The organism is Photobacterium profundum (genome assembly GCF_003026285.1).
In the GTDB taxonomy this organism is placed as follows: domain Bacteria; phylum Pseudomonadota; class Gammaproteobacteria; order Enterobacterales; family Vibrionaceae; genus Photobacterium; species Photobacterium profundum.
In genome coordinates this window covers 236,138-256,795 of sequence record NZ_PYOD01000002.1, presented here as the reverse complement: position 1 = coordinate 256,795, position 20,658 = coordinate 236,138, and the positions used below count along the sequence as shown (strand labels likewise).

Sequence of the window (20,658 nt, the reverse complement as noted above, 5' to 3'; positions counted from 1 at the left end):
TCCTTTTTGGAATGTTGCAATTAAAATTTTGTCAATATACACCATATCACTATTTGTATAACCTTAGCCTAATATTACAAAGGTGATTTATGAAAAGACAACAAAACTCAGAAAAACCTGTAGTTATCATGATGATACTGCTAATCCTGTTTAGTCCGATAGCTATTGATATTTACTTGCCAGCAATGCCACAAATGGCTGATTACTTTGGTGTCAACATAGTTAATGTTCAAGATACTATTACTTGGTTTATCTTCAGCTTAGGCTTTGGACAATTAGTTGCAGGGCCAATGGCTGATAGGTATGGCCGTCGTCCAGTCGCTCTAGTAGGTATTGCAATTTACTGCGCTAGCTCATGGCTGGCTTATGAAGCATATTCTTTTGAATTAATGCTTGTTGCCCGTTTATTACAAGGTTTTGGTGCATGCGCAACGACTGTCATCGCGTTTACAGCGGCTAGGGATTTCTTCGGCTCTAAACGTAGTGGACAAATGATTAGCTATCTAAATGGTTTCATCAGTTTTGTGCCAGCCCTTGCGCCGATTCTAGGCGGTTGGATTACAATTAATTATGGCTGGAAACATAATTTCAGTTTTATGGTTGTCTATTCCATCGTTGCTGGCTTGTTTGTTTTGCTTTTTTTCAAAGAAACAAAACCAGAAAATACAGATATAGAAAATGCTAAGGTTAGCTTCAAAAATTATATGCCAATCGCTACAAACCCTACTTTCATTTTTCATGTAACCATGTGCCTATTAGCTATGGCTGTAATCTTGTCTTATGTGTCAGCTGCGCCTGGTTGGTTGATGGTTGGGATCGGCCTTGATATTAATCAATTCACAATGTGGTTCGGTTTTAACGCAATAATAAACATTGCGGGTTGTATGTTGGCACCAAAATTTACTGATACTTTCGGTTCATATAAAACATTAGTCACAGGTTTGTCTACTATTATATTTGCTGGTTTATTAATGACATTAATTGGTAACAACGGAGAGGCATGGGGCTTCATGGTTCCAATCTGTATTGCTACTGTTGGAGCTGCATTCATCCTTGGTTCTGCTGCTGGTAAAGCGCTGGCGCCATTTGGTCACTGTGCAGGAACAGCCGCAGCATTGCTTGGATTATTTCAGATGAGTGGTGCAAGTATACTCGTTAGTCTTCTGCAAAAAATAAAATTAGAAGCTCCAGATATGATGGCTGTACAGATGTTTCTTCTTATTCCTTCTTTCTGTTTGATAGTGACTCAAGTTGGTAAGAAGCTAAATGAAACGGTTAAACAATAATGAACGAAATCAAAAAAACTATGAATTATTTTAAATTACCTAAGATTGATCTTCACTGCCATCTAGACGGAAGTGTTCGACCAGAAACTATTATTGACCTTGCTAAGCAGCTCGGTGTGGAAATTCCAAGCACAAACATTGAAGTAATGAAATCACTAATGGTTGCTCCGGAGAATTGTCCTAACTTGATGGAGTACTTATCTAGGTTTCATTACCCAGTATCAGTGATGCAAACAGAAGAAGCGCTCGAACGCATAACATTTGAACTCTATGAAGATGCAGCAAAAGAAAATGTTAAATACTTAGAAACTCGATATGGACCGCAATTACATCGTCAAAATGGCCTAACATTCGATCAGATCATTGCTAGTACTGTACGTGGTATGCGTAAAGCTGAAGAAATGTATGACATTAAAGGCAATCTCATAATTAGTGTTGTAAAGGTTTTACCTAAAAATGATATCTATGAAATGATTGATTCTGGGGCTAAGTATATCGGTAATGGTATCGTAGCATTTGATTTAGCGGCTAGTGAAGACCAAGATTTTTGCCATGATTATATTGAGCATACCGAATACGCAATCGAGAAGGGTTATCGCATTACCATTCACGCAGGTGAGCAAGGGTATGGTCAGAATGTGCATGATGCAATAAAACTATTACATGCTGAACGTATTGGCCACGGTATCGCAATCCGCGATCACAAAGCATCATACAACTTAGTTTATAGTAATCGAATTGCTTTAGAAACTTGCCCAACAAGTAACGTGCAAACTAAAGCGGTTCAATCTTTAGCAGATCATTCAGTTAACGACTTTTATCAGGATGGCATCGTTGTGACTATCAATACAGATAATCGTACGGTGTCAGATACGACTATGACAAAAGAGCTGCAAAAAACTTTTGAACAATTTGATTTATCGCTGGAAGATTACAAAAATATTTATCGAAACTCAGTAGAAAATGCATTCACAACGGATGAAATAAAGAAACATCTATTGTCTTTAATCGATTAAGCCAACAATTCGGCAAATTTTTTGTTTATCTGATAATTTTTAATTAAACCCCTGACATGCTTTTTATATTCTTGCCCTTGTGAGGCGCTATTAATAGTTGAGTTCGGGGGGTATTAATTGAATATCGTCATAAGGTTTTAAAAAAATGAATATTAACCACATCGATCTTAACCTACTACGATTGATGTTGCTCTTACTCGAAGAAGGCAGTGTTAGCAGTGTCGCTACTAGATTAAATTTGACCCAATCAGCAGTTAGCAAGCAACTCACTCGTTTGAGAGAGCAACTGGGGGGAGAGCTTAATGATCCCCTGTTCGTGAGGACAGGGAGAGGTTTAGAGCCAACAGCGCAAGCAGTCAAACTTGAACAACCTCTTCGTCACTGGCTGCAGTCCTCCCAGAAAATGTTTGTACCCGATACATTTATTCCTGCTGAAGATAAGAGAGAATTTCAGATAAGTATTTGTGAAACATCATTTTCGGTGGTTGTTCCCCTGTTATTGCCCAAATTACATAGGCTAGCTCCTGGAATGAAAATCAACATTGTGTCGAAATCAGCTGATAGCCTTCAGAGATTAAGAGAAGGTCAATTGGATTTACTGGTCATAGCCAAGGACACTGATCAACGAGCCCAAATATCATCGCAAGTAACAGAACTAAAGCGTCAATCAAACCATGAACTCTACCAAGACCACCATGTTTGCCTACTTCGATCGGAGCACCCGATCCTCGAGAAAAAATGGGGGAATGCAGCATTTTTGCAAGTCCCACAAATTCGAGTTCTAGTCGAAGAAAATAAATTTTGGCTGCTAGATCAAGTTGTTGCTGAATCTGGTCACTGCTTGGATAGTAAAACTATAGTACCAGATTTTAACAGTGCAGCCTTACTCGTGCAGCATACAGATATGATGCTGGTCTGCACCTCAATTTTTGCAAGGAAATTGGCAAAAAGCTATTCGTTGCAACAATTACCCTTACCTTTTAACTTAAAACCAGTTAGTTATAGGATGCTATGGCCGGAGACACTTGAGCATGATGCTGCTCATCTGTGGTTGAGAGGAATAATTAGTGGCTGCTGCCAAGAGCTGCAAAGCAATAATGTTAGATAGGCCGACGTCCCTAGAAGCGGTACTGCAACTAACATTAGTTTAAGGCTCAATGATACTTTTTTAATCTGAACAACACGTGTTAGTGTGATTAATCTAACTCACTTTTGTCCAAAAGCTACTTTGGGTGACTGGTGTTGGAATTTTTAGTTACAGATTTTCTCTAGCCATAGATTTGTGATTCGCTTAACTAAGTGTTAATGGAATAATTGAGTATTATCTGAGGGCTTCAACAAATCTGCACCAACCCGATATTCACGTTTTTAGCAGCATTTCTTCTCCTGAAGTGCACGTTTACCATTATACTGATCTAATACGCTTGAAGGCATCTATCTCTCCATATAGCCGCGGAAAGTGGCTGATATATATCACGAAGGTATGTATCAAAGGAGCTATATATGAACAAAATTCTGATTGCTACTGTTGTGGTTTTTTTTGCATGTCTGGCTCAGGCCAGTGAGGAATTGCAGCTTTTTCATGCCAACTATGAAGCTTACTATCAAGGCGCTCACTTGGGAAATGGCGTCAGAAAGTTAGAGCGTTTGCCAAATGGTAAGTACCGGATGAGTAGCGAAAGCAAAATCAGGTTTCTCCTCATATCTGATACACGTCACGAGGCGACAGAGTTTACATATCATGACGGGAAGTTGCAGCCAGTCTCTTATTATTTTACTCGGAAAGGAACAGGCCGCGACCATCAAATGCTGGTTTATTTTTCCGCCAGGCAAGCTTGGGTGAACTATGACAATAAGAAGAAAGTGATTCAAGTCAAAGAGGTTTTATTTGATCCTCTTTCTTACCAGGTACAATTAAGGCTCGATGTAATGCGGGATAAATCAAGCTTTACTTATCCAGCTGTGATTAAGGGTAACTTGCGTCAGCTTGATTTTGAAGTGGTGGGAGAGGAGTTCTTGAAGCTGCCTTATGGCAAAGTAAATACCATTAAGCTGAAAAAAGTCAGAAAAAACAGCAAACGCGAAACCTATATTTGGTTAGCCAAAGAGCTGAATTATATCTTGGTGCGCCTACAGCAAAAAGAAAATGGTAATGAGGAAGCAGATTTAAGATTAGCCAGAGTCAAATTTCTATAAATGGCACTTGAACCATGCTGCCGGACTTGTACTGAATAGGGTAAGGGTATGAATCAACAAAGTTTGACTTATATATTGACTGCGAGCTGCCCCGGACGCTCGGGTACGGTGGATGTTGTAACCCGCTTCCTGCGGGAATTTGGCTGTTACATTTCTGAGCTGAATTCCTTTGACGATGCACTAAATCAGCGTTTTTTTATTCGCACGGTATTTCGCATGGAAGATAATGCCTCGCTTGATCAACCTGTGTTTTGCGCCACCTTTGCCGAGCGGGCCGAGGAGTTTGATATGGAGTGGGAGCTGACGCCGTCAGATTATCGACCTAAAGTGGTGATCATGGTGTCTAAATACGAGCACTGCCTGAACGATCTGTTATACCGCTTCCGAACCGGTAATCTTCCAGTCGATATTCGAGCTGTGATTTCCAATCACCCTGATCTGCAGTCACTGGCCGAGTGGCACGATATTCCTTATTATCACTTTCCGATCACCGCGGATACTAAGCCGCAGCAGGAGGCTCAGGTACAAGCCGTTTTAGCTGAAACCGGTTGCGAACTGCTGGTGCTTGCCCGCTATATGCAGGTGCTCTCCCATGAAATGTGCGTTCGCTGGGCGAGGAAGGCCATCAACATCCACCACTCGCTGTTGCCTGGCTTCAAAGGGGCTAAGCCTTATCATCAGGCCTATAACAAGGGGGTCAAGTTGGTGGGGGCTACAGCCCATTATGTCAGCGACTTTCTGGATGAAGGACCAATTATTACCCAGGGAATGGAAACCGTAAACCATACCTATTATCCCGCTGATTTGGCTAGAAAAGGGATGGATGTCGAATCCCTGACATTGACTCGAGCCATTCAATATCACATCGAGAAACGCATATTTCTATTCAACGACAAAACCGTAGTGTTCGAACGCTCGTGAGCTGAAGGTTAGTTTTCACCAGTAGTTTGCAGAGAGGGTTACGAGGGGCTGTTGCTCGACACCCGTTCGCAGTCGTCCCTTCTTCTTCAAGCGTGCAATCGCATTGGCGTATGAGGAATGCTTGTCTGTGTTTTACACTCCAAATTATGTTTAGGTTTACGCAGAGGCCAGACTCCTTCCTGTTTAATATTGCCGGTTCATTACTTTCTAGTTCCTTTATCTGATAGTTATTTATATCTCACTATCTCCTCATTACTACTTTGTATGACAACATTTATAGCCATCGATAATGAAAGCAACAAACATAACGTTACCTTGCCTGCTTTTTTATACTGCAATTAGTCTAGTGATATAGGGGAAGTTATTGTACTAGAATTCTTCTAGTAGCTAATTCCGTAGAAATGCAAAAGGCCGAAGTAGTTACTAACTGCTTCGGCCTTTCTATACCTAGTAGCCTGTGTCTGATTTGTACAGACGATCAAGCTATTATGAGTTACTGGTCGCGTTAGCTGCCAATTACGCTTCCGTCTTTCTTGGTGATCATCACGATAGATGAACGTGGTGTGCTGTTACCACCATCTGGCCAATGTGACGGTTCTAGTTCTTCACCTGGATGCTGGATACCGATAAACATCGTTTTGTAATCTGGGCTGAACGTAAGCCCTGTTACTTCACAAGCGATGGGGCCTGTCATAAAGCGGCGAATTTCACCGGTTTTAGGGTCACCACAAAACATGGAGTTATTCCCCATACCGGCATAATCACCCTTGTTTGAATATTTACCGTCAGTTTGAATCCATAAACGACCAGCCGCATCAAAACCTAAACCATCAGGGCTGTTGAACATGTTTTCGTTATTAATGTTCTCGCTTCCTGCATACAAGGTGCCTTTATGTACTTCAGGGTTTCCTGCTATTACATACAGATCCCATGCGAAGGTAGGGTGGGCATGATCATCATTTACTTGACGCCAGCGTAAAATTTGACCGTAGTGATTAGCTGCGCGAGGGTTAGGCCCGCCAACAGGCTGTCCTTCTTTAACACCACGGTTTTTGTTATTCGTCAGTGTGCAGAATACATATTCTTGATTGGGATGAACGGCAATCCATTCTGGACGGTCCATTGTTGTTGCACCGACTTGCGTTGCTGCTAGACGTGTATATAAGTGGATGTATTCTTGGTTTGGAAAGCCATTTTCTTTTGTTAAACCATTCTTACCATGAGTAAGATCGATCCATTGGCCTGTGCCTCCAATTTTACCTTCCTCTGTACTGAATTTTGCGACGTAAATAGTACCTTCTTCAAGCAGTTTACGGTTTTCTGTATCGTTACCTTCAACATATTTGTTTTTAGAAACAAAACGGTATAAATGCTCACCACGCTCATCATCACCCATATAAGCAACGACATGACCATCTTTGTTGACAACAATGGCGACATTTTCGTGCTTAAAGCGACCCATCGCTGTGCGCTTCATTGGTGTTGAGGTAGGATCCATCGGGTCGATTTCTACAACCCAGCCATGACGGTTCGCTTCATTCGGATTTTTCGCGATATCAAAACGATCATCGTGTTGGAACCAGTGGTAGCCTGAATCTGCTTCATTTACGCCGTAACGTTTTTGTTCTTTGTTTACCTTAACAGTACTTTTTGAGCCAAAGTAACCATTGAAGTTTTCTTCACATGTTAGGTAAGTGCCCCAAGGGGTAAAGCCATTTGCACAGTTACCGAACGTACCTAATGCTTTTTTACCTGCTTTGTCCGCTGCTGTTTTGACGTCTGGGTGACCAGCAACAAGACCGGTGATTTCCATTTCAGTATTGGCGGTAATACGACGGTTATATTTTGAATCTATAACCAGCTCCCAGTTGTTATTGTCAGTACGTTTGACTTCGAAAATCGAAATACCATGAGCTGCTTGTGATTTTTTTACATCATCAGCAGTCATCTTTTCGCCTTGGTGCGAGAATAAGTACTCGTTGTTGCAGTACTCGTTGTTTACAGCAAATACACCATGATCATCTGAAAGAGGGAAGAAAGTCATACCATCGGTGTTATCACCAAATTGCACTTCTTGGTGCGATGACGGTGCATTACCTGTTGGATCGAATGTAGGTGCAGTAGGGAACAGTCCGTCTCCCCAGCGAATAAGTACTTTGGCATTGTAGTCGTCAGGCACAACAACGGTATCATCAGTGCTTACTGGTACAGCACTAAAGCCCATTAATTTACTGTTTGCTTGCACATTACTTGCTAATGCTGAAACGGGCATTCCTGCCATAAACGCACCCGCAGTCATAACAGATGCTGCACCCATAAAACGACGGCGTGACATGCTAGCATCAATCATTGTCGTTAATTGTGATGCTTCATTACGTGGTTCAATATCATTTTCACGTCGTTCAAATGGGCTCATTCGGGTTGTCATTGACTTCTTCCTGTGTCGTATAAATATTGTTATGCGCACATTTGACACTTGTTTTATGACGGCTATTTTACTGTTTTGTTACGGTGTTGTGAAATGTAACTATGTGTATCTCTTTATTTCTAACATTTATCTGTAATGAAAAAGCCAGCTCGTTTTTATATTCTTTTACGAGAAAGAGATAAAAACTAGCTGGCTTTCTAATACCGTTCACTTATTTAAGGTAAGTTAGACGGTTAATCTTTGTTATTTCTTAATGATTTTTCGTAACCAATAGTCAGCACTTACATAGCGACCACCACCGAAGAAGAACAAGACCAATAGCATCACAAAGTAGGTGATAGAGAATTCCATACCATTATTCAGTATTACAGGGTCACCCAGTTCTGTAATGTAGTTATATCGTCCTGGAAAGTTTTCAGCTAACCATGTAATGAAACCTTTAAAACGTATTGCAGATTCCATGTCATTTGACGCGATGGATAACCAACCGTGACTCCAGTGCACCATGGCACTTGCGACACTCATCACTACCATCATTGGGATCGAAATTAAACGAGTAAACAGCCCCAATGCAATACAGATAAGCCCTAGCACTTCTGTTGCCGTCGCAAGGAATGCAAATAGTTCAGGAAAGGGTAGGTTTAACCCTCCCTCTGCTTGTGGTGAAGCAAAGAATGCGACTGTGCCACTGAACCCCATCACTTTTGAGTGAGCACCTTCATAGATAACAGGTAGCAAGAATAGGCGAACTGCCAGTAGGGCTAGAAAATCAAGACGTTTACATTTTTCGAAGATGTTGTCGAAAAAAGAGACAATTGTTTGGATCATGAGAGATCTCCTGATAAATAGTGGTTGGAAGTTGCAAAGTCTGAATCTACGTTTGAGACTTTGTCGATCCATATAAGGTTTGTATGATTAAAATGCAGAACCCAAGTACTTACGTCGCGAGCAGGCATATATGCACTAACGGTGTCAGCTAAGGCTTCAAAGGTGATAGCACCGTGCTGGCACAAAGGGTTAAGCACTATCCGGTCGCGCATACCCAGCGGTTGTGATAACACTTGATGCGTGGTGTTACGGTAAACGGCATAAGCTTGCGACGGTTCATTTTCATCAATAAATTGAATTGCATTGTTTTCAACATGAAAAGGTACTTCGATCAGTTGCAGCGTTGGATTTAACTGCAAAGTACAACGAGATAACGATTCAAAAGTGACAGTCTCCGGCTGGTGTTTTACCGGCAATGTGACGATCTCTGGATTGATTTCTGCGTTGAAAAGTACCCATTCATATTCCAAAACACTGACAACCTTTGCTGGCAATAGGTTACTGTGTGTTTGTATAAATCGAACAAACTCGGTGGCGATATGATGGAACTCGGGCTCTATAGCCTGACTTTGTAATAGAAACTCATTAACCCAATGATCAATGGTTTGCTTTGGCAGTTGCTGACTGAACATCGGAAACGTATGTGTAATCACACTGCGTACATTATCTCTTACAAATTCATGATATCGCGTGATACTGCGCGCTTGCTCTATGCTGGTATGACGCACACCATCAGCAAAGGCTTGGGTTAGATCCTGCATATTTTTGGGTGGACGTTGCATATAAGCCTACCTATGTACGATGGGGGTTGATGCCATCACACAATCGTGAATATGATGTAATTCTTCGGTCATACATTCGAGAGAAGGCACGAAGTGATCGCGCTCTAATAACAAAGGTCGTGCACCGTGATAATCAAATACGTCTTTGGCAAATTGAATCACATCGTGAGAAACGTCTTTACCATGGGTATCGAGTAAAAAGTTATCATCTTCTTTTAAATGCCCTGCGATATGGAAATAGCGAATAGCATCAGATGGTAAGCTCTTAATCATTGCCAAAGCGTCATAGCCATGATTGGTGGCGTTGACATAAGCGTTATTAATATCGAGTAATAACTCACACTGTGTTTTTTCTACCAAGAGTGAAAAGAACTCAGATTCAGGAATATCACCTTGGTACTCGTGATAATACGAAATATTTTCAAGTACTAATGGGCGTTGCAATATATCTTGTACGGCATTGATCCGATCCGATAAAAACGCAATATTCTCTTTGTGCCTTGGTATCGGTAATAATTCGTAAAGATAGCCTTGCTGGTCACGAGAAAAGCTTAGGTGCTCGCTATAGATATCGATGTTGTAGCGGTCTAAAAACTTACCAACTTGCTTAACGAATTCGATATTTAGTGGTTGTACATCACCAATGGATAAACTCAGCCCGTGTGCCACTAAAGGGTATTTATCAGCAACACACTCTAATGCTTCCCGTTTGGTTCCCCCCATGTTCATCCAGTTTTCTGGTGCTAACTCGAGAAAGTTAATATCCTCGAGTGCTGGCTGTTGACATAGCACATCAATGTGCTCGCTGCGTAAGCCAATCCCTTTGCTTGATGGGCTTATTGTCCGCATAGCCCACCTGCACATTTTCCTGGTTGCGCGACTGTTGCTGGTGCGTTAATTCCTTGACCTGATTGACCACACTTACCGTCTCGTGCACGTACAAGCTTGTCTTGTGGATCTGTATTCAACTCAATTTTTGCAAAGATTTTTTCAGTACCGCACTTGCCACTGGCACATTTTCCGCCATTGTTGCTACTGGCTTCTTTTGCCACTGGCGGCGTATCTTGTGTCGCAGCCTGTACGATGCCGCTGCCTAGTGCCAATACTGATGTCATTGCGATTGAAAGTACTATTTTATTGTTCATTGCTTTGCTCCTTAATGGCACTCATTGGATAGCTTGAAAGATCGCGACCTGCGTAGACTGGGCCGCTGTAGTATTTTTTGATGATATCGATTGATTCATCTTTCATGACAAGCCCTTTACCCATCCAGTGACTCAATACCAACATTTTGGGATTGACTGCTTGGGCTATTTTTCCTACTGCTGACGGAGTAGCGTGCATGAAGCTAGAAATCTCATCGGCATTTTCATCGATAGCCATTGGCATCACTAAAATATCGGCCCCTTTGGCAAAATCGATGAAGCTTTTATCACGACCGTTTTGATCTGCAGAAATCACCATAACCCCTTTGTCAGACTCAACGCGGTAGGCGACAGTTGGCACGTCACCATGTGGAATGTCTTTGGCGTAAATGGTTAGGCCGTCATCTTCGTATACTTTGGTAGATGTTACTTTTTGATAATCAACATCTTGTAGCGAGACAGGGAACAGTCCGTCGCTACCATCGTAAATACCGTTAAGGTAGGCATATGCGCCCTTGTCATGATTGAATAAAGCATCCATATAAGCAGTTAGACTAGGGAAAGGTTGATGCCCTGTTGGTCCTGCAATTGCCAATGTTGATGTACGGTTAAAGAAGTAGCCTCCTTTTAATAAAGCCGGCAGGTCAGTGACATGGTCGGTATGAAAATGGGTTACGCCTAGAAAATCGAGTTCCTCCATGCGAGAGCCTGACTGACCAAAACGTAGAAATACGCCAGCACCTGCATCGATTAATATTTTTGATTTTCCTTTCCACCAAATGACTTCGCCAGACGATGCACGTGCATCATCGGAAATAGGACCGCCCGAGCCGAGCAGCTGTAATGTGAAATCAGTATCAACAGGTTTCAATGGAATGGCGTAAGACATACTTGAAGCGACTGATAGACCAGTCGCAAGTAATAATGTTTTTAGTCGGTATTTCATAGCACATTACCTTTCTATAACAAGAGTGAGGTTTTGACTGAATCACGAAACAATAAATGCAGTTTTATTGATGTGGGTCAAAACATGCAGTCACATTAAAAGATAAGGCTGGTTAAATATATTTGATTGTTATTAACATGATGTTAAGAGTTGCTTAATATTGCTCGTAAAGCATGATGGGACATGGCTTTGTTGGTGTGAATAAGGTGTTAAAAATAAAAAACTCGCCCTGTAGAGGCGAGTTTTATTAACGTATCATTAATGTTCACATTAACTTATTGCGTATTAGCCCCAGTTAAAACGAATGAGTATATTCGCAAAAAAGAACCATATTACGGGTACAAAAACAAATACTTGTCCTAGTACTGAACGTGGGCGATATCCGACACCATGAACAACGCCGCCACAACTTGCCCACAGCAGTGTTATGACTGTTAGGTTGCTGAAGCCATCAATATGTGAAACCAAGTAAGTTGGATTCCACATAACATTGCCAATGCAGATGGATGCTAGGCAAAGTGATAACATGCGACACCATCGTTGTTGCAGGACGCGATTAAATTGCGACCATTCACTCATTAGTATCGAGCCAAGATTGCTCTTTATGGGCTAATCGAACGGCATTGATGATGCCAAATGAGCAAGCAACGCAAACACCCAGTATCCAAACTAAATACCACATCGTTAATATCTCCTTAGTACAGACTTGTTTTGTTGTTTTCGATGTATTGAGTATCCAAACGACCGAACATTTTGCGGTAACACCACAAGGTATACCCGAGAATAATAGGTACCATGACCAGTGAAATGGCGATGACAATACCAAGCGTTTTTTCACTAGAGCTTGAATCCCAAATCGTCAGGCTCTGTGACGGATTTAGACTTGATGGAATGATAAATGGAAATAACGTAATCCCTGCCGTTAAAATAATGCAGGTAACCGTTAAGCTAGACATCAAGAAAGCGAAGCCATCTCGCTTAGCTCTTGCTGATAGGGTTGTTAATAGTGGGGCTATAGCGGCAATTGCGGGAATAGTCCATAACACATGGTATTGCTGGAAATTTCTGAACAAGCCATGCGCGACAATGCTGACACTCTTATTAAGAGGGTTCGAGGCAGCATCGGTTACGATCGCGCTGTTGATGACATAACCGTTTAAGTTGTATGCCCATATACCAGCCAGCACAAATAAGACACTTGTTACCAGTGCTGAAACTTGACTGAAGGTACATACACGCTGGTGTAGAGCTTCGGTCGTTTTCATTTGCAACCATGTGGTACCTTGGGTCAGTATCATACTGAGGCTAATCAAGCCGCATAACAGTGCAAAGGGATTGAGTAGCCCAAAGAAGCTACCTTTGTATGATGTGATGAGAAATTCATCCAATTCGAAAGGAATTCCTTGTAGCAAGTTACCAAAAGCAACACCAAAAATAACAGTGGGTAACACCCCGCCTAGGCACAAGGCGATATCACAAGTATTACGCCATTGTGGTTGATCTATTTTTGAGCGGTAGTCAAACCCTAATGGGCGCAACCACAATGAAGCAAGAGCCAGTAACATTGCTGCGTAAAAGCCTGAAAAAGACACGGCGTATGCTAATGGCCAAACAGCAAACAGTGCGCCACCTGCTGTGACTAACCAAACTTGGTTACCGTCCCAGTGGGGAGCCACTGAATTAATCATTATACGACGGTCATTCTCTGTTTTTCCTAAGATAGGAAGAAGAGCCGTAACCCCCATATCAAAGCCATCTGTAATGGCAAACCCAATTAGCAGTAGCCCGATCACAGCCCACGCTATCAATCGAAGTGTTTCATAGTCGATCATAATGGCTGTTCCTTATTGTTTGAGCATACTTGTTGTGGTGCGTTAGCTGGTTTTTCAAAATGGTAACGACCTGTTTTTATTGCACTTGGTCCTTTACGCGCGAAGCGTAACATTAAGAATGACTCGAGAATAAAGAAGAGGGTATACAAGGCGTAAACCATACCCATTGAGAATATAATCTGACTTGGTTCAAGCTGTGATGCAGCCATGTTAACGGGTAGAATCTCACCAACAGCCCAAGGTTGGCGACCAAATTCAGCAACAACCCAACCTGCCTCACAGGCAATCCATGGTAGGGGCATTGAATAAAGTGATAAACGTAACAACCATCGTTTCTGGGTGAGTGTGCGACGGCAGCTATACCAAAGTGCCATGATGAAGAGGAACATCATAATCACACCACAGGCAACCATAATACGGAAGCTCCAAAAGATAGGCGCTACTTCGGGAATGGTGTCTTTGGTGGCTTGCTGGATTTGTGCTTCTGTGGCATCAACGACATTGTCGGTGTACGTTTTCAATAGTAGCCCGTAGCCTAAGTCTTTTTTCACAGCGTCAAATGCCGCCAAGTTTTCAGGCGTTTTTTCACCATCTCGTAATTTCTTAAGCAGCCCATAGGCTACCATTCCGTTACGAATTCGCACTTCACTCTTATCCATTAGATCATCAATCCCGCTAACTTCTTCATCTAGTGAGCGGGTTGCGATGATACCCATCACATAAGGGATTTTAATGGCGAAATCTGTTTCCATGGTGTCTTGATTAGGAAAGCCAAATAAGGTGAATGAAGCGGGTGCTTCTTCGGTATGCCATTCTGCTTCAATTGCAGCTAGCTTGGTTTGTTGTACATCCCCAAGTTCATAACCTGATTCGTCACCCAGCATTAGAGTGGCTAGAATTGCGATTAATCCAAATGCAGATGCTACGGCGAATGATCGACGAGCGAAAGTAACATCTCGTCCTTTTAAAAGGTAGTAAGCACTGATCCCCATAATAAAGATAGCACCAGTGGTATACCCGGCAGAAATAGTATGTAAGAACTTCACTTGAGTGACAGGGTTGAAAACAACTTCTGCGAAATCCACCATTTCCATACGCATGGTTTCAAAGTTGAATTCAGCGCCGACAGGATTTTGCATCCAGCCATTAGCCATTAAAATCCACAACCCTGAGAAGTTTGAGCCTAAGGCTGTTAACCAAGTGACCGCTAAATGTTGGCGTTTAGATAAGCGATCCCAGCCAAAGAAAAATAAACCCACTAAGGTTGATTCTAAGAAGAAAGCCATGAGTGCTTCAATGGCAAGAGGGGCGCCAAAAATATCACCCACGTAGTGGGAATAATAAGCCCAGTTAGTACCAAACTGAAACTCCATTGTTAAACCGGTTGCAACACCGATGGCAAAGTTAATGCCAAACAATTTCCCCCAAAACTTGGTCATGTCTTTATAGATTTGCTGATTGGTTATTACATACAGTGATTCCATCACTGCCAGCAGGCATACTAACCCTATGGTTAAAGGTACGAATAAAAAGTGAAACAGTGCGGTTGTCGCAAACTGTAATCGTGATAGTTCAGCTACTTCAGTAAGCATGATTTCCTCCCCGTCAGGCTGATTGACGGAATATTGCATTATTATTGTGGGTTTAACTCTATGAGCTGAGAGTTAAATTGAGCGGGGAGATGTTAACGTTGCGTAGGGGTTAAGAATATTCAAACAAATGAAATTACTGTTTAAACTAAATTTAACCTTAGTATGAGGCGTTTTTAAAATGAAAATGTATAAAGCTAACAATCAGTAAGAAAACTTTGTTTGTTATAGCAGTTGATAGCGTGGAAGAGTAAAGGGCTTGATAGAGGCTGACGAAGTGATGAGTCGGTGAATTCTGGTGTTGAATCCGAGTAACCAGTACCATTTAGAGGGCTTGGTACTGGCTGCAAGAGTTAATAGGTTAGGTGCGCCTTACCATTAATTCCGGCGGTAAACGTATGGGGGCTGATGGAGCTAGGGTCTTATCAGCCCATAATGTTTCTAGGTAATGAAGAGCCATTTCTGCGATGGCGTGAACGGGTTGAGCGATAGTTGTTAGTTGATACCCTTGCCAAGATGCCATCGGAACATCATCACAACCGATAATATGCAGTTGTCCGGGTATAGAGATACCATTAACTTGATTACAGCTGTCGATCAATCCAAATGCTAATGTATCAGAGGCACAGAAAATGCCCTGTAGCCGTCGTATATCTTCGCTATGGCGTACCCCAACCTCAAACCCAGCGCTGTAGCCATAGCGTCCTGCAAAAAAAGTTGTATGGATGTTAATACCTGTTGCATTTAACTCAGAACGGAAGCCCGCATGACGAGCAATTGAGGCTTCGCCGTCTTCCCTTCCCATAATATACCCGAGTTGCGTTAATCCTTTGGATAGCAGGTGCCTTGCGGCTAGTTTACCAGCTAGATGGTTATCGGTTTGAATGGATGGGATCATGTGGTTTGGATCGGAGCGGCCCAGTGTGACTAGCGGCAATTTTAATTTGAGGCATTGCTCAAAGCTTTGAACTGGCAGTGATCCCGCTACCGCAATAACGCCATCTACCTGGTAACCTGATAACCGTAGAATAGCTGTATCAAGATCTGTATCACGGTTGATATTGACTAGCATTGGCATTTTACCGTTGTTTTGCAGTGCGGCTGACAGCACTTCGAACAGGTAAGATTGATAAGGGTTTGAAAAGTCGCTAACCAATATTGCCACAAGGTGTGATTTAGCTTTTTGTGATGGCGTACTTAATGTGCGGGCAAACAAGTTGGGCTGGTAACCCAGCTCTTTTGCCGCATCGAGTATGCGGGCTTTTTGCTTAGGGGCTATGCTTGCCCCCTCAGTAAAGGCTCTTGATACGGAAGAACGCGAGAGCCCTAGGTGGCTAGCAACATCTGACGCAGTAATTTTTTTCATGCTAATCAATCAGTAACTTTTTTAATGAAGAAGAGGGTGGAAACGCATAGATCGGCCCAGTGTGTTTGAAATAAGGTGCAGTATCAAGGCCTGTTTCGCTACAAATAATCTGGGCAGCCATTGCATCCCACACATTCACTTCACCGACATAACAACCATCAAGTTCACCACAAGCGACTTGTGTAAGTGACCAAGCCGCAGAGCCTGACATTCGAATTTGATGTCCATGGCTGATCATACGTTGTGTTTTTAGTACGAAGTCTTCAGGTATACCGGGTTGGTAATTTAAATTAAGCCCGACCACTAATTCAGCATCACCATTATCTTTCACTTTAAGGCGTTTTCCGTTTTCAAAACAACCTTCACCACGTACGGCGTAAATTGTTCGATTATGGGCGGGGGCACAGATAATGCCAATGGCAGGGCCATTCTCATCAACGAATGCCATGCTGATAACAAAATCGGCAATACCATATAAAAAATTGGTTGTGCCATCTATTGGATCAATAACCCAACCCGGAGGGATCAGATCACCACCTGTTTCTTCTCCTAAAAAATGATGAGAAGGAAAAGCGGTTGCTAATGATTGTTTGATAAAAGCCTCTACATTTCTGTCGGCTTCAGTAACCCAATCTTGTAAGCCTTTAGATTCCCGAATGTATTCATCCCGCAGTTCAAACGCTTTTAAGGCAATATTGGCTGCTTGTTCACTGATTGCCAGTGATGTTTTTAAAATATCATGCAACATTGGGGGTTACCTTTAGGTTGTGTCGTGAATTCGATCCTAATAGCAGATTAAGACCGTCATAGGCGACAGACATGTTTGGCTGTAATTGACAGCGTTGAGTAAGTTCGGAGCGGCATCGCGGATCGATATGGTAGAGGAAGCAATGTGTTTTTGTGGTAAACGGTAGTAGACTTATATCTTGCCAAGCACCGTGACTGGCGTGAGAAAGTAGGTACTCACATTCAATAAAAGCAGCATCCGCTTTTATAGCGAGTGCTTCTCCCTCTGGTGTTAATCGTCCATCACCTGAAAAAAATAAAGAATATTGACCGTTACTGAGATAAAGGCTTAAATTATCAACAGCGTGGATGGTTGGGCTGGTTTGTGCTGACCATGGACCAACGTGGGTAATAGTGAGTGAATCAATCCACTCACATTCAAAGTTAAGGCTAGTGTGTGGCCAGCTAGCAAACTGTAATAATGCATTAAAGATAGACCATTGTTTTCTTTGTCCCACAATCATGAGTGGCTTTGTTCTTCCTTGAGCCTTCATCCAATTGACGAGGGTGGTTAGCCCAAGACAATGGTCTGGATGTGCATGAGTGAGGTAAATGGCGTCAATCGTATTTTCATCTATTCCGCTATGATCAACCTTAGTTGCTTTGACTTTTGCAAAAAAAGCTTGTGGCACAGTTGGACCACAATCAATCAGTAAGGTGAAGTTACCCTGCGTAACTAACATAGAGGCATTGGTATGATTCGTGTCATACGCATCCCCGCACCCGAGCATGTTAAGCTGCATTTCGCGCCTCATTGGTATTGATTATACGAAGATCATCGGCATCAAACCAATGTTGGATTGACTGTGATAAATTAACGGGGATCTCTTCGCCGATATTGAAGCTTTCTTGTGATTCAATGGTGAATTTTTGTCCACCTATCTTGCCATAATACAAACGTGCGTGGCCAAGCGGTTCAATCACATCAACTTTCATTTTTGCATCAAAAGTATCGTGGTCGACAGTGACTTGATTGGCTCTGATTCCCAGTGTTATTGGTCCATTACATGCAATCGTGTTCAAACTGTTAAATAACCCGATTTTGAATAATTGGTTTTGATTGTTTCCTTCCAAGAAATTCATCTCTGGCGTACCGATAAATGAGGCAACAAAGCGATTTTTTGGTTGCAGGTATAGTTCTTCAGGCGTACCAATTTGTTCAATTTGACCTTGGTTCAATACCACAATGCGATCGGCTAGCGTCATTGCCTCAACTTGGTCGTGGGTGACATAAATCATTGTGGCATCAAGTTTTTGATGGAGTTGTTTTAGATAGATACGCATCTCACCACGTAGCTTGGCATCAAGGTTAGACAGGGGCTCATCAAATAAAAAAAGCTCTGGTTCGCGAACAATTGCCCGGCCGATAGCAACCCGTTGCCGTTGACCACCCGATAGCGCCCCTGGCAAGCGATCTAGATAAGGGGCTAATTGGAGGTTTTTCGCCGTATCTGCGACTTTTTCATCAATGATTCTTTTATTCACACCCGCCATTTTTAATGGAAAGGCCATGTTTTTTTCTACGGTCATGTGTGGATAAAGGGCATAAGACTGAAAGACCATTGCGACTTTTCGTGCGGATGGATGGACATTATTGAGTTGCTTTCCGTTTAGCGAAATATCCCCTTTCGTAATAGACTCAAGGCCCGCGATCATTCTTAACAGTGTTGATTTTCCACAGCCAGAAGGACCGACAAAGACAACAAATTCACCGTTATTGATGGTCAGGTTAATATTTGGCATGACAACATGGCCGCCATAAGCTTTCGAAAGGTCTTTTATTATTAATTTAGTCATTATTTAAGCCCCATAGAGAAACCACGTAAGAGAAATTTTTGCATGTAACCGGCAAGAGCGAGCATGGGCAGTGATGAGATAATACCGACAGACATTAGCTCGCCCCATGCCGTACCATCTTCTGTCATAAAGTTTGAGATGAATAATGGAATAGTGAATTTATCAGGTGTATGGATAAACAGCAGTGAGAATAGAAATTCATTCCAGCCCAAGATGATCGAAAAGATTGCCGTTGCTACCAAGCCTGGCGCACATAATGGAAAGACGATATACGCTAATCGTTTAAAAAGGTGGGCGCCATCCATTGAACCCGCTTCTTCAATCTCGAGTGGAATATCGCGGATAAAGCCAAGCAGCATCCAGATACAAAATGGCAAGGTATAGATTTGATACGACAGAATTAGCCCTAGTTTACTGTTCAGCAAACCCATCTGATTCATGAGTGAATACAATGGAATGGCGACAACAATAGGCGGCATCATTTTGATCACCAATACCAGTAATAAAAAGACGCTGTCGAGTTTTGCCGGAAATGAATAACGCACCAAGGCATAGGCGGAGAAAAAGGCGATTGTTAAAGACACTGCCGTTGCGCATAATGCGATGACAACGGTATTGATAACAAAGATAGAGACATTGCCACCCCATAAATTCGCAAATGATTTAAAGCTTATTTCATTAGGGAGTAACTGGGTACTGGCCATGAGAATTTCGTTCTGCGGCTTAAACGCTGTACCAAACATCCAAAGAATGGGTAGCATGAACAGAGCTACAGCTGAGTAGACTAAGAACAGATGCAGATAACGAGACATTATTTTTTACTCCCAACAACTTTTTTGGCATAAAACAAAGTCATAGCCATAGAGATCATGAGCATGACTAAGGCGGCTGCACTTGCCATCCCCAAATCGAAAAAACGGAAACCATATTTATAAACAAACATAGACAGTGTTTCTGTTGCGTTTCCCGGACCGCCGCCAGTCATGACATAGACTTTGTCGAATAGTTTGAAGGTATCAATCGAACGTAGCAGCATGGCTAACATCAGTTGTTTTTGGATTAGAGGAAAAGTGACGTAAGCAAAAGAACGCAGCCCTTTCGCCCCATCGACCATCGCGGCTTCGTGAATATCTTTAGGAATCGATTGCAAACCTGCCAAAATGATCAGAAAAGCCATGGGTGTCCATTGCCATGTATCCACAAGTGCAATGGCATACAAGGCAAGATTGGGATCGAACAACCATTCCATGGCTGGTAAGCCTAATTTAACTAATACACTATTGAGTAAGCCAAAGTCATAGTGATACCAAGAACGCCAGATAGAAGAGCAAACCAATGTAGATAGCATCATTGGGTAGATAATTACGGGTAAAGCGAAGCGGCGACCGGGAAATTGTCGATTAAAGAGCAGCGCCAGGCATAAGCCTAATAACACTTGAGCGGTTGAGGCGACGACTGTAAAAACGAAGGTGTTTTTTATAGCGCTGATAAAAAAGAAGTCATTGAATAATTCAATAAAATTAGCAAAGCCAACAAATTGATATTGTTTGTTCATATAATTAACGTCGCCAAATGCATTAATTACTACAGTCGTAATGGGGTAGACTGTCAATAACCCTAAAATAATCAACGCTGGTGAGAGCAGCAAAGTGAGTTGTTTGCGATTTTCAAATAACATGATAGAACCTGATAGAGGCTCTGGTACTATACGAAATTGTAACCAGAGCCTGTTTTAACAGT

The 20,658-nt window shown here is 42.2% G+C and carries 21 protein-coding genes and 1 pseudogene; 5 read left to right on the top strand and 17 right to left on the bottom strand.

Features of this window, described 5'->3' with window-relative positions; genetic code table 11:
* The first annotated feature begins 89 nt into the window (after nucleotides 1-89).
* From C9J48_RS06035 to purU, 5 genes are all read left to right on the top strand, one after another.
* Nucleotides 90-1,286 (top strand): multidrug effflux MFS transporter, encoded by a 1,197-nt coding sequence (locus C9J48_RS06035; protein ID WP_006229138.1) that lies wholly within the window; start codon nucleotides 90-92, stop codon nucleotides 1,284-1,286.
* A 20-nt stretch (nucleotides 1,287-1,306) separates the two neighbouring features.
* Nucleotides 1,307-2,302 (top strand): adenosine deaminase, encoded by a 996-nt coding sequence (gene add / locus C9J48_RS06030; RefSeq protein ID WP_036802913.1) that lies wholly within the window; start codon nucleotides 1,307-1,309, stop codon nucleotides 2,300-2,302.
* A gap of 145 nt (nucleotides 2,303-2,447) precedes the next feature.
* Nucleotides 2,448-3,410 carry a LysR family transcriptional regulator gene (locus C9J48_RS06025; RefSeq protein ID WP_006229141.1) on the top strand — a complete coding sequence of 321 codons (963 nt, stop codon included), beginning with the start codon at nucleotides 2,448-2,450 and terminating at the stop codon, nucleotides 3,408-3,410.
* Between the two features lie 395 nt (nucleotides 3,411-3,805).
* Nucleotides 3,806-4,498: a DUF3108 domain-containing protein gene (locus C9J48_RS06020; RefSeq protein ID WP_006229142.1), complete on the top strand. Its 693-nt coding sequence runs from the start codon at nucleotides 3,806-3,808 to the stop codon at nucleotides 4,496-4,498.
* A gap of 48 nt (nucleotides 4,499-4,546) precedes the next feature.
* Nucleotides 4,547-5,419 carry a formyltetrahydrofolate deformylase gene (purU, locus tag C9J48_RS06015; RefSeq protein WP_006229143.1) on the top strand — a complete coding sequence of 291 codons (873 nt, stop codon included), beginning with the start codon at nucleotides 4,547-4,549 and terminating at the stop codon, nucleotides 5,417-5,419.
* Nucleotides 5,420-5,449: 30 nt separating this feature from the next.
* On the opposite strand, the pseudogene C9J48_RS06010 reads toward purU, so the two are convergent.
* The 17 genes and pseudogenes from C9J48_RS06010 to C9J48_RS05930 form a co-directional block, all read right to left on the bottom strand.
* Nucleotides 5,450-5,551, bottom strand: a pseudogene (locus tag C9J48_RS06010) (IS6 family transposase); the annotation flags it as partial.
* A gap of 373 nt (nucleotides 5,552-5,924) precedes the next feature.
* On the bottom strand, nucleotides 5,925-7,835 hold the full coding sequence (locus C9J48_RS06005; protein WP_050764845.1) for a PhoX family protein: 1,911 nt from the start codon (nucleotides 7,833-7,835) through the stop codon (nucleotides 5,925-5,927).
* A gap of 255 nt (nucleotides 7,836-8,090) precedes the next feature.
* Nucleotides 8,091-8,675 (bottom strand): HvfX family Cu-binding RiPP maturation protein, encoded by a 585-nt coding sequence (locus C9J48_RS06000; protein ID WP_006229145.1) that lies wholly within the window; start codon nucleotides 8,673-8,675, stop codon nucleotides 8,091-8,093.
* Entirely contained in the window at nucleotides 8,672-9,457 is a 786-nt protein-coding gene (locus C9J48_RS05995) for an HvfC/BufC family peptide modification chaperone (protein WP_006229146.1), read from the bottom strand. Before C9J48_RS05995 ends, C9J48_RS06000 begins: the two co-directional genes overlap by 4 nt.
* Nucleotides 9,458-9,463: 6 nt before the next feature.
* Nucleotides 9,464-10,306 (bottom strand): MbnB/TglH/ChrH family RiPP precursor modification enzyme, encoded by an 843-nt coding sequence (locus tag C9J48_RS05990; RefSeq protein WP_006229147.1) that lies wholly within the window; start codon nucleotides 10,304-10,306, stop codon nucleotides 9,464-9,466.
* The gene (locus tag C9J48_RS05985) at nucleotides 10,294-10,602 is read right to left on the bottom strand and encodes a hypothetical protein (protein WP_006229148.1); all 309 of its coding nucleotides are present in this window, start codon (nucleotides 10,600-10,602) and stop codon (nucleotides 10,294-10,296) included. Before C9J48_RS05985 ends, C9J48_RS05990 begins: the two co-directional genes overlap by 13 nt.
* Nucleotides 10,592-11,548 (bottom strand): MBL fold metallo-hydrolase, encoded by a 957-nt coding sequence (locus C9J48_RS05980; protein ID WP_006229149.1) that lies wholly within the window; start codon nucleotides 11,546-11,548, stop codon nucleotides 10,592-10,594. The genes C9J48_RS05985 and C9J48_RS05980 overlap by 11 nt, the downstream gene beginning before the upstream one ends.
* Before the next feature lie 285 nt (nucleotides 11,549-11,833).
* Nucleotides 11,834-12,127 (bottom strand): cyd operon YbgE family protein, encoded by a 294-nt coding sequence (locus tag C9J48_RS05975; protein WP_050764822.1) that lies wholly within the window; start codon nucleotides 12,125-12,127, stop codon nucleotides 11,834-11,836.
* Nucleotides 12,120-12,230 carry a cytochrome bd-I oxidase subunit CydX gene (gene cydX, locus C9J48_RS05970; protein ID WP_006229151.1) on the bottom strand — a complete coding sequence of 37 codons (111 nt, stop codon included), beginning with the start codon at nucleotides 12,228-12,230 and terminating at the stop codon, nucleotides 12,120-12,122. The genes C9J48_RS05975 and cydX overlap by 8 nt, the downstream gene beginning before the upstream one ends.
* A 13-nt stretch (nucleotides 12,231-12,243) precedes the next feature.
* The gene (gene cydB, locus C9J48_RS05965; protein ID WP_006229152.1) at nucleotides 12,244-13,380 is read right to left on the bottom strand and encodes a cytochrome d ubiquinol oxidase subunit II; all 1,137 of its coding nucleotides are present in this window, start codon (nucleotides 13,378-13,380) and stop codon (nucleotides 12,244-12,246) included.
* Nucleotides 13,377-14,972: a cytochrome ubiquinol oxidase subunit I gene (locus tag C9J48_RS05960; protein WP_006229153.1), complete on the bottom strand. Its 1,596-nt coding sequence runs from the start codon at nucleotides 14,970-14,972 to the stop codon at nucleotides 13,377-13,379. The genes cydB and C9J48_RS05960 overlap by 4 nt, the downstream gene beginning before the upstream one ends.
* A 358-nt stretch (nucleotides 14,973-15,330) precedes the next feature.
* Entirely contained in the window at nucleotides 15,331-16,335 is a 1,005-nt protein-coding gene (locus tag C9J48_RS05955) for a LacI family DNA-binding transcriptional regulator (protein ID WP_242610792.1), read from the bottom strand.
* A gap of 1 nt (nucleotide 16,336) precedes the next feature.
* Entirely contained in the window at nucleotides 16,337-17,083 is a 747-nt protein-coding gene (locus C9J48_RS05950; protein ID WP_006229155.1) for an inositol monophosphatase family protein, read from the bottom strand.
* Nucleotides 17,073-17,864, bottom strand: a complete 792-nt coding sequence (locus C9J48_RS05945; RefSeq protein ID WP_006229156.1) for an MBL fold metallo-hydrolase — start codon at nucleotides 17,862-17,864, stop codon at nucleotides 17,073-17,075. Before C9J48_RS05945 ends, C9J48_RS05950 begins: the two co-directional genes overlap by 11 nt.
* The gene (locus tag C9J48_RS05940; protein ID WP_006229157.1) at nucleotides 17,854-18,918 is read right to left on the bottom strand and encodes an ABC transporter ATP-binding protein; all 1,065 of its coding nucleotides are present in this window, start codon (nucleotides 18,916-18,918) and stop codon (nucleotides 17,854-17,856) included. The genes C9J48_RS05945 and C9J48_RS05940 overlap by 11 nt, the downstream gene beginning before the upstream one ends.
* The gene (locus tag C9J48_RS05935; RefSeq protein ID WP_006229158.1) at nucleotides 18,918-19,730 is read right to left on the bottom strand and encodes a carbohydrate ABC transporter permease; all 813 of its coding nucleotides are present in this window, start codon (nucleotides 19,728-19,730) and stop codon (nucleotides 18,918-18,920) included. Before C9J48_RS05935 ends, C9J48_RS05940 begins: the two co-directional genes overlap by 1 nt.
* On the bottom strand, nucleotides 19,730-20,596 hold the full coding sequence (locus tag C9J48_RS05930; protein WP_006229159.1) for a carbohydrate ABC transporter permease: 867 nt from the start codon (nucleotides 20,594-20,596) through the stop codon (nucleotides 19,730-19,732). Before C9J48_RS05930 ends, C9J48_RS05935 begins: the two co-directional genes overlap by 1 nt.
* Nucleotides 20,597-20,658: the final 62 nt, after the last annotated feature.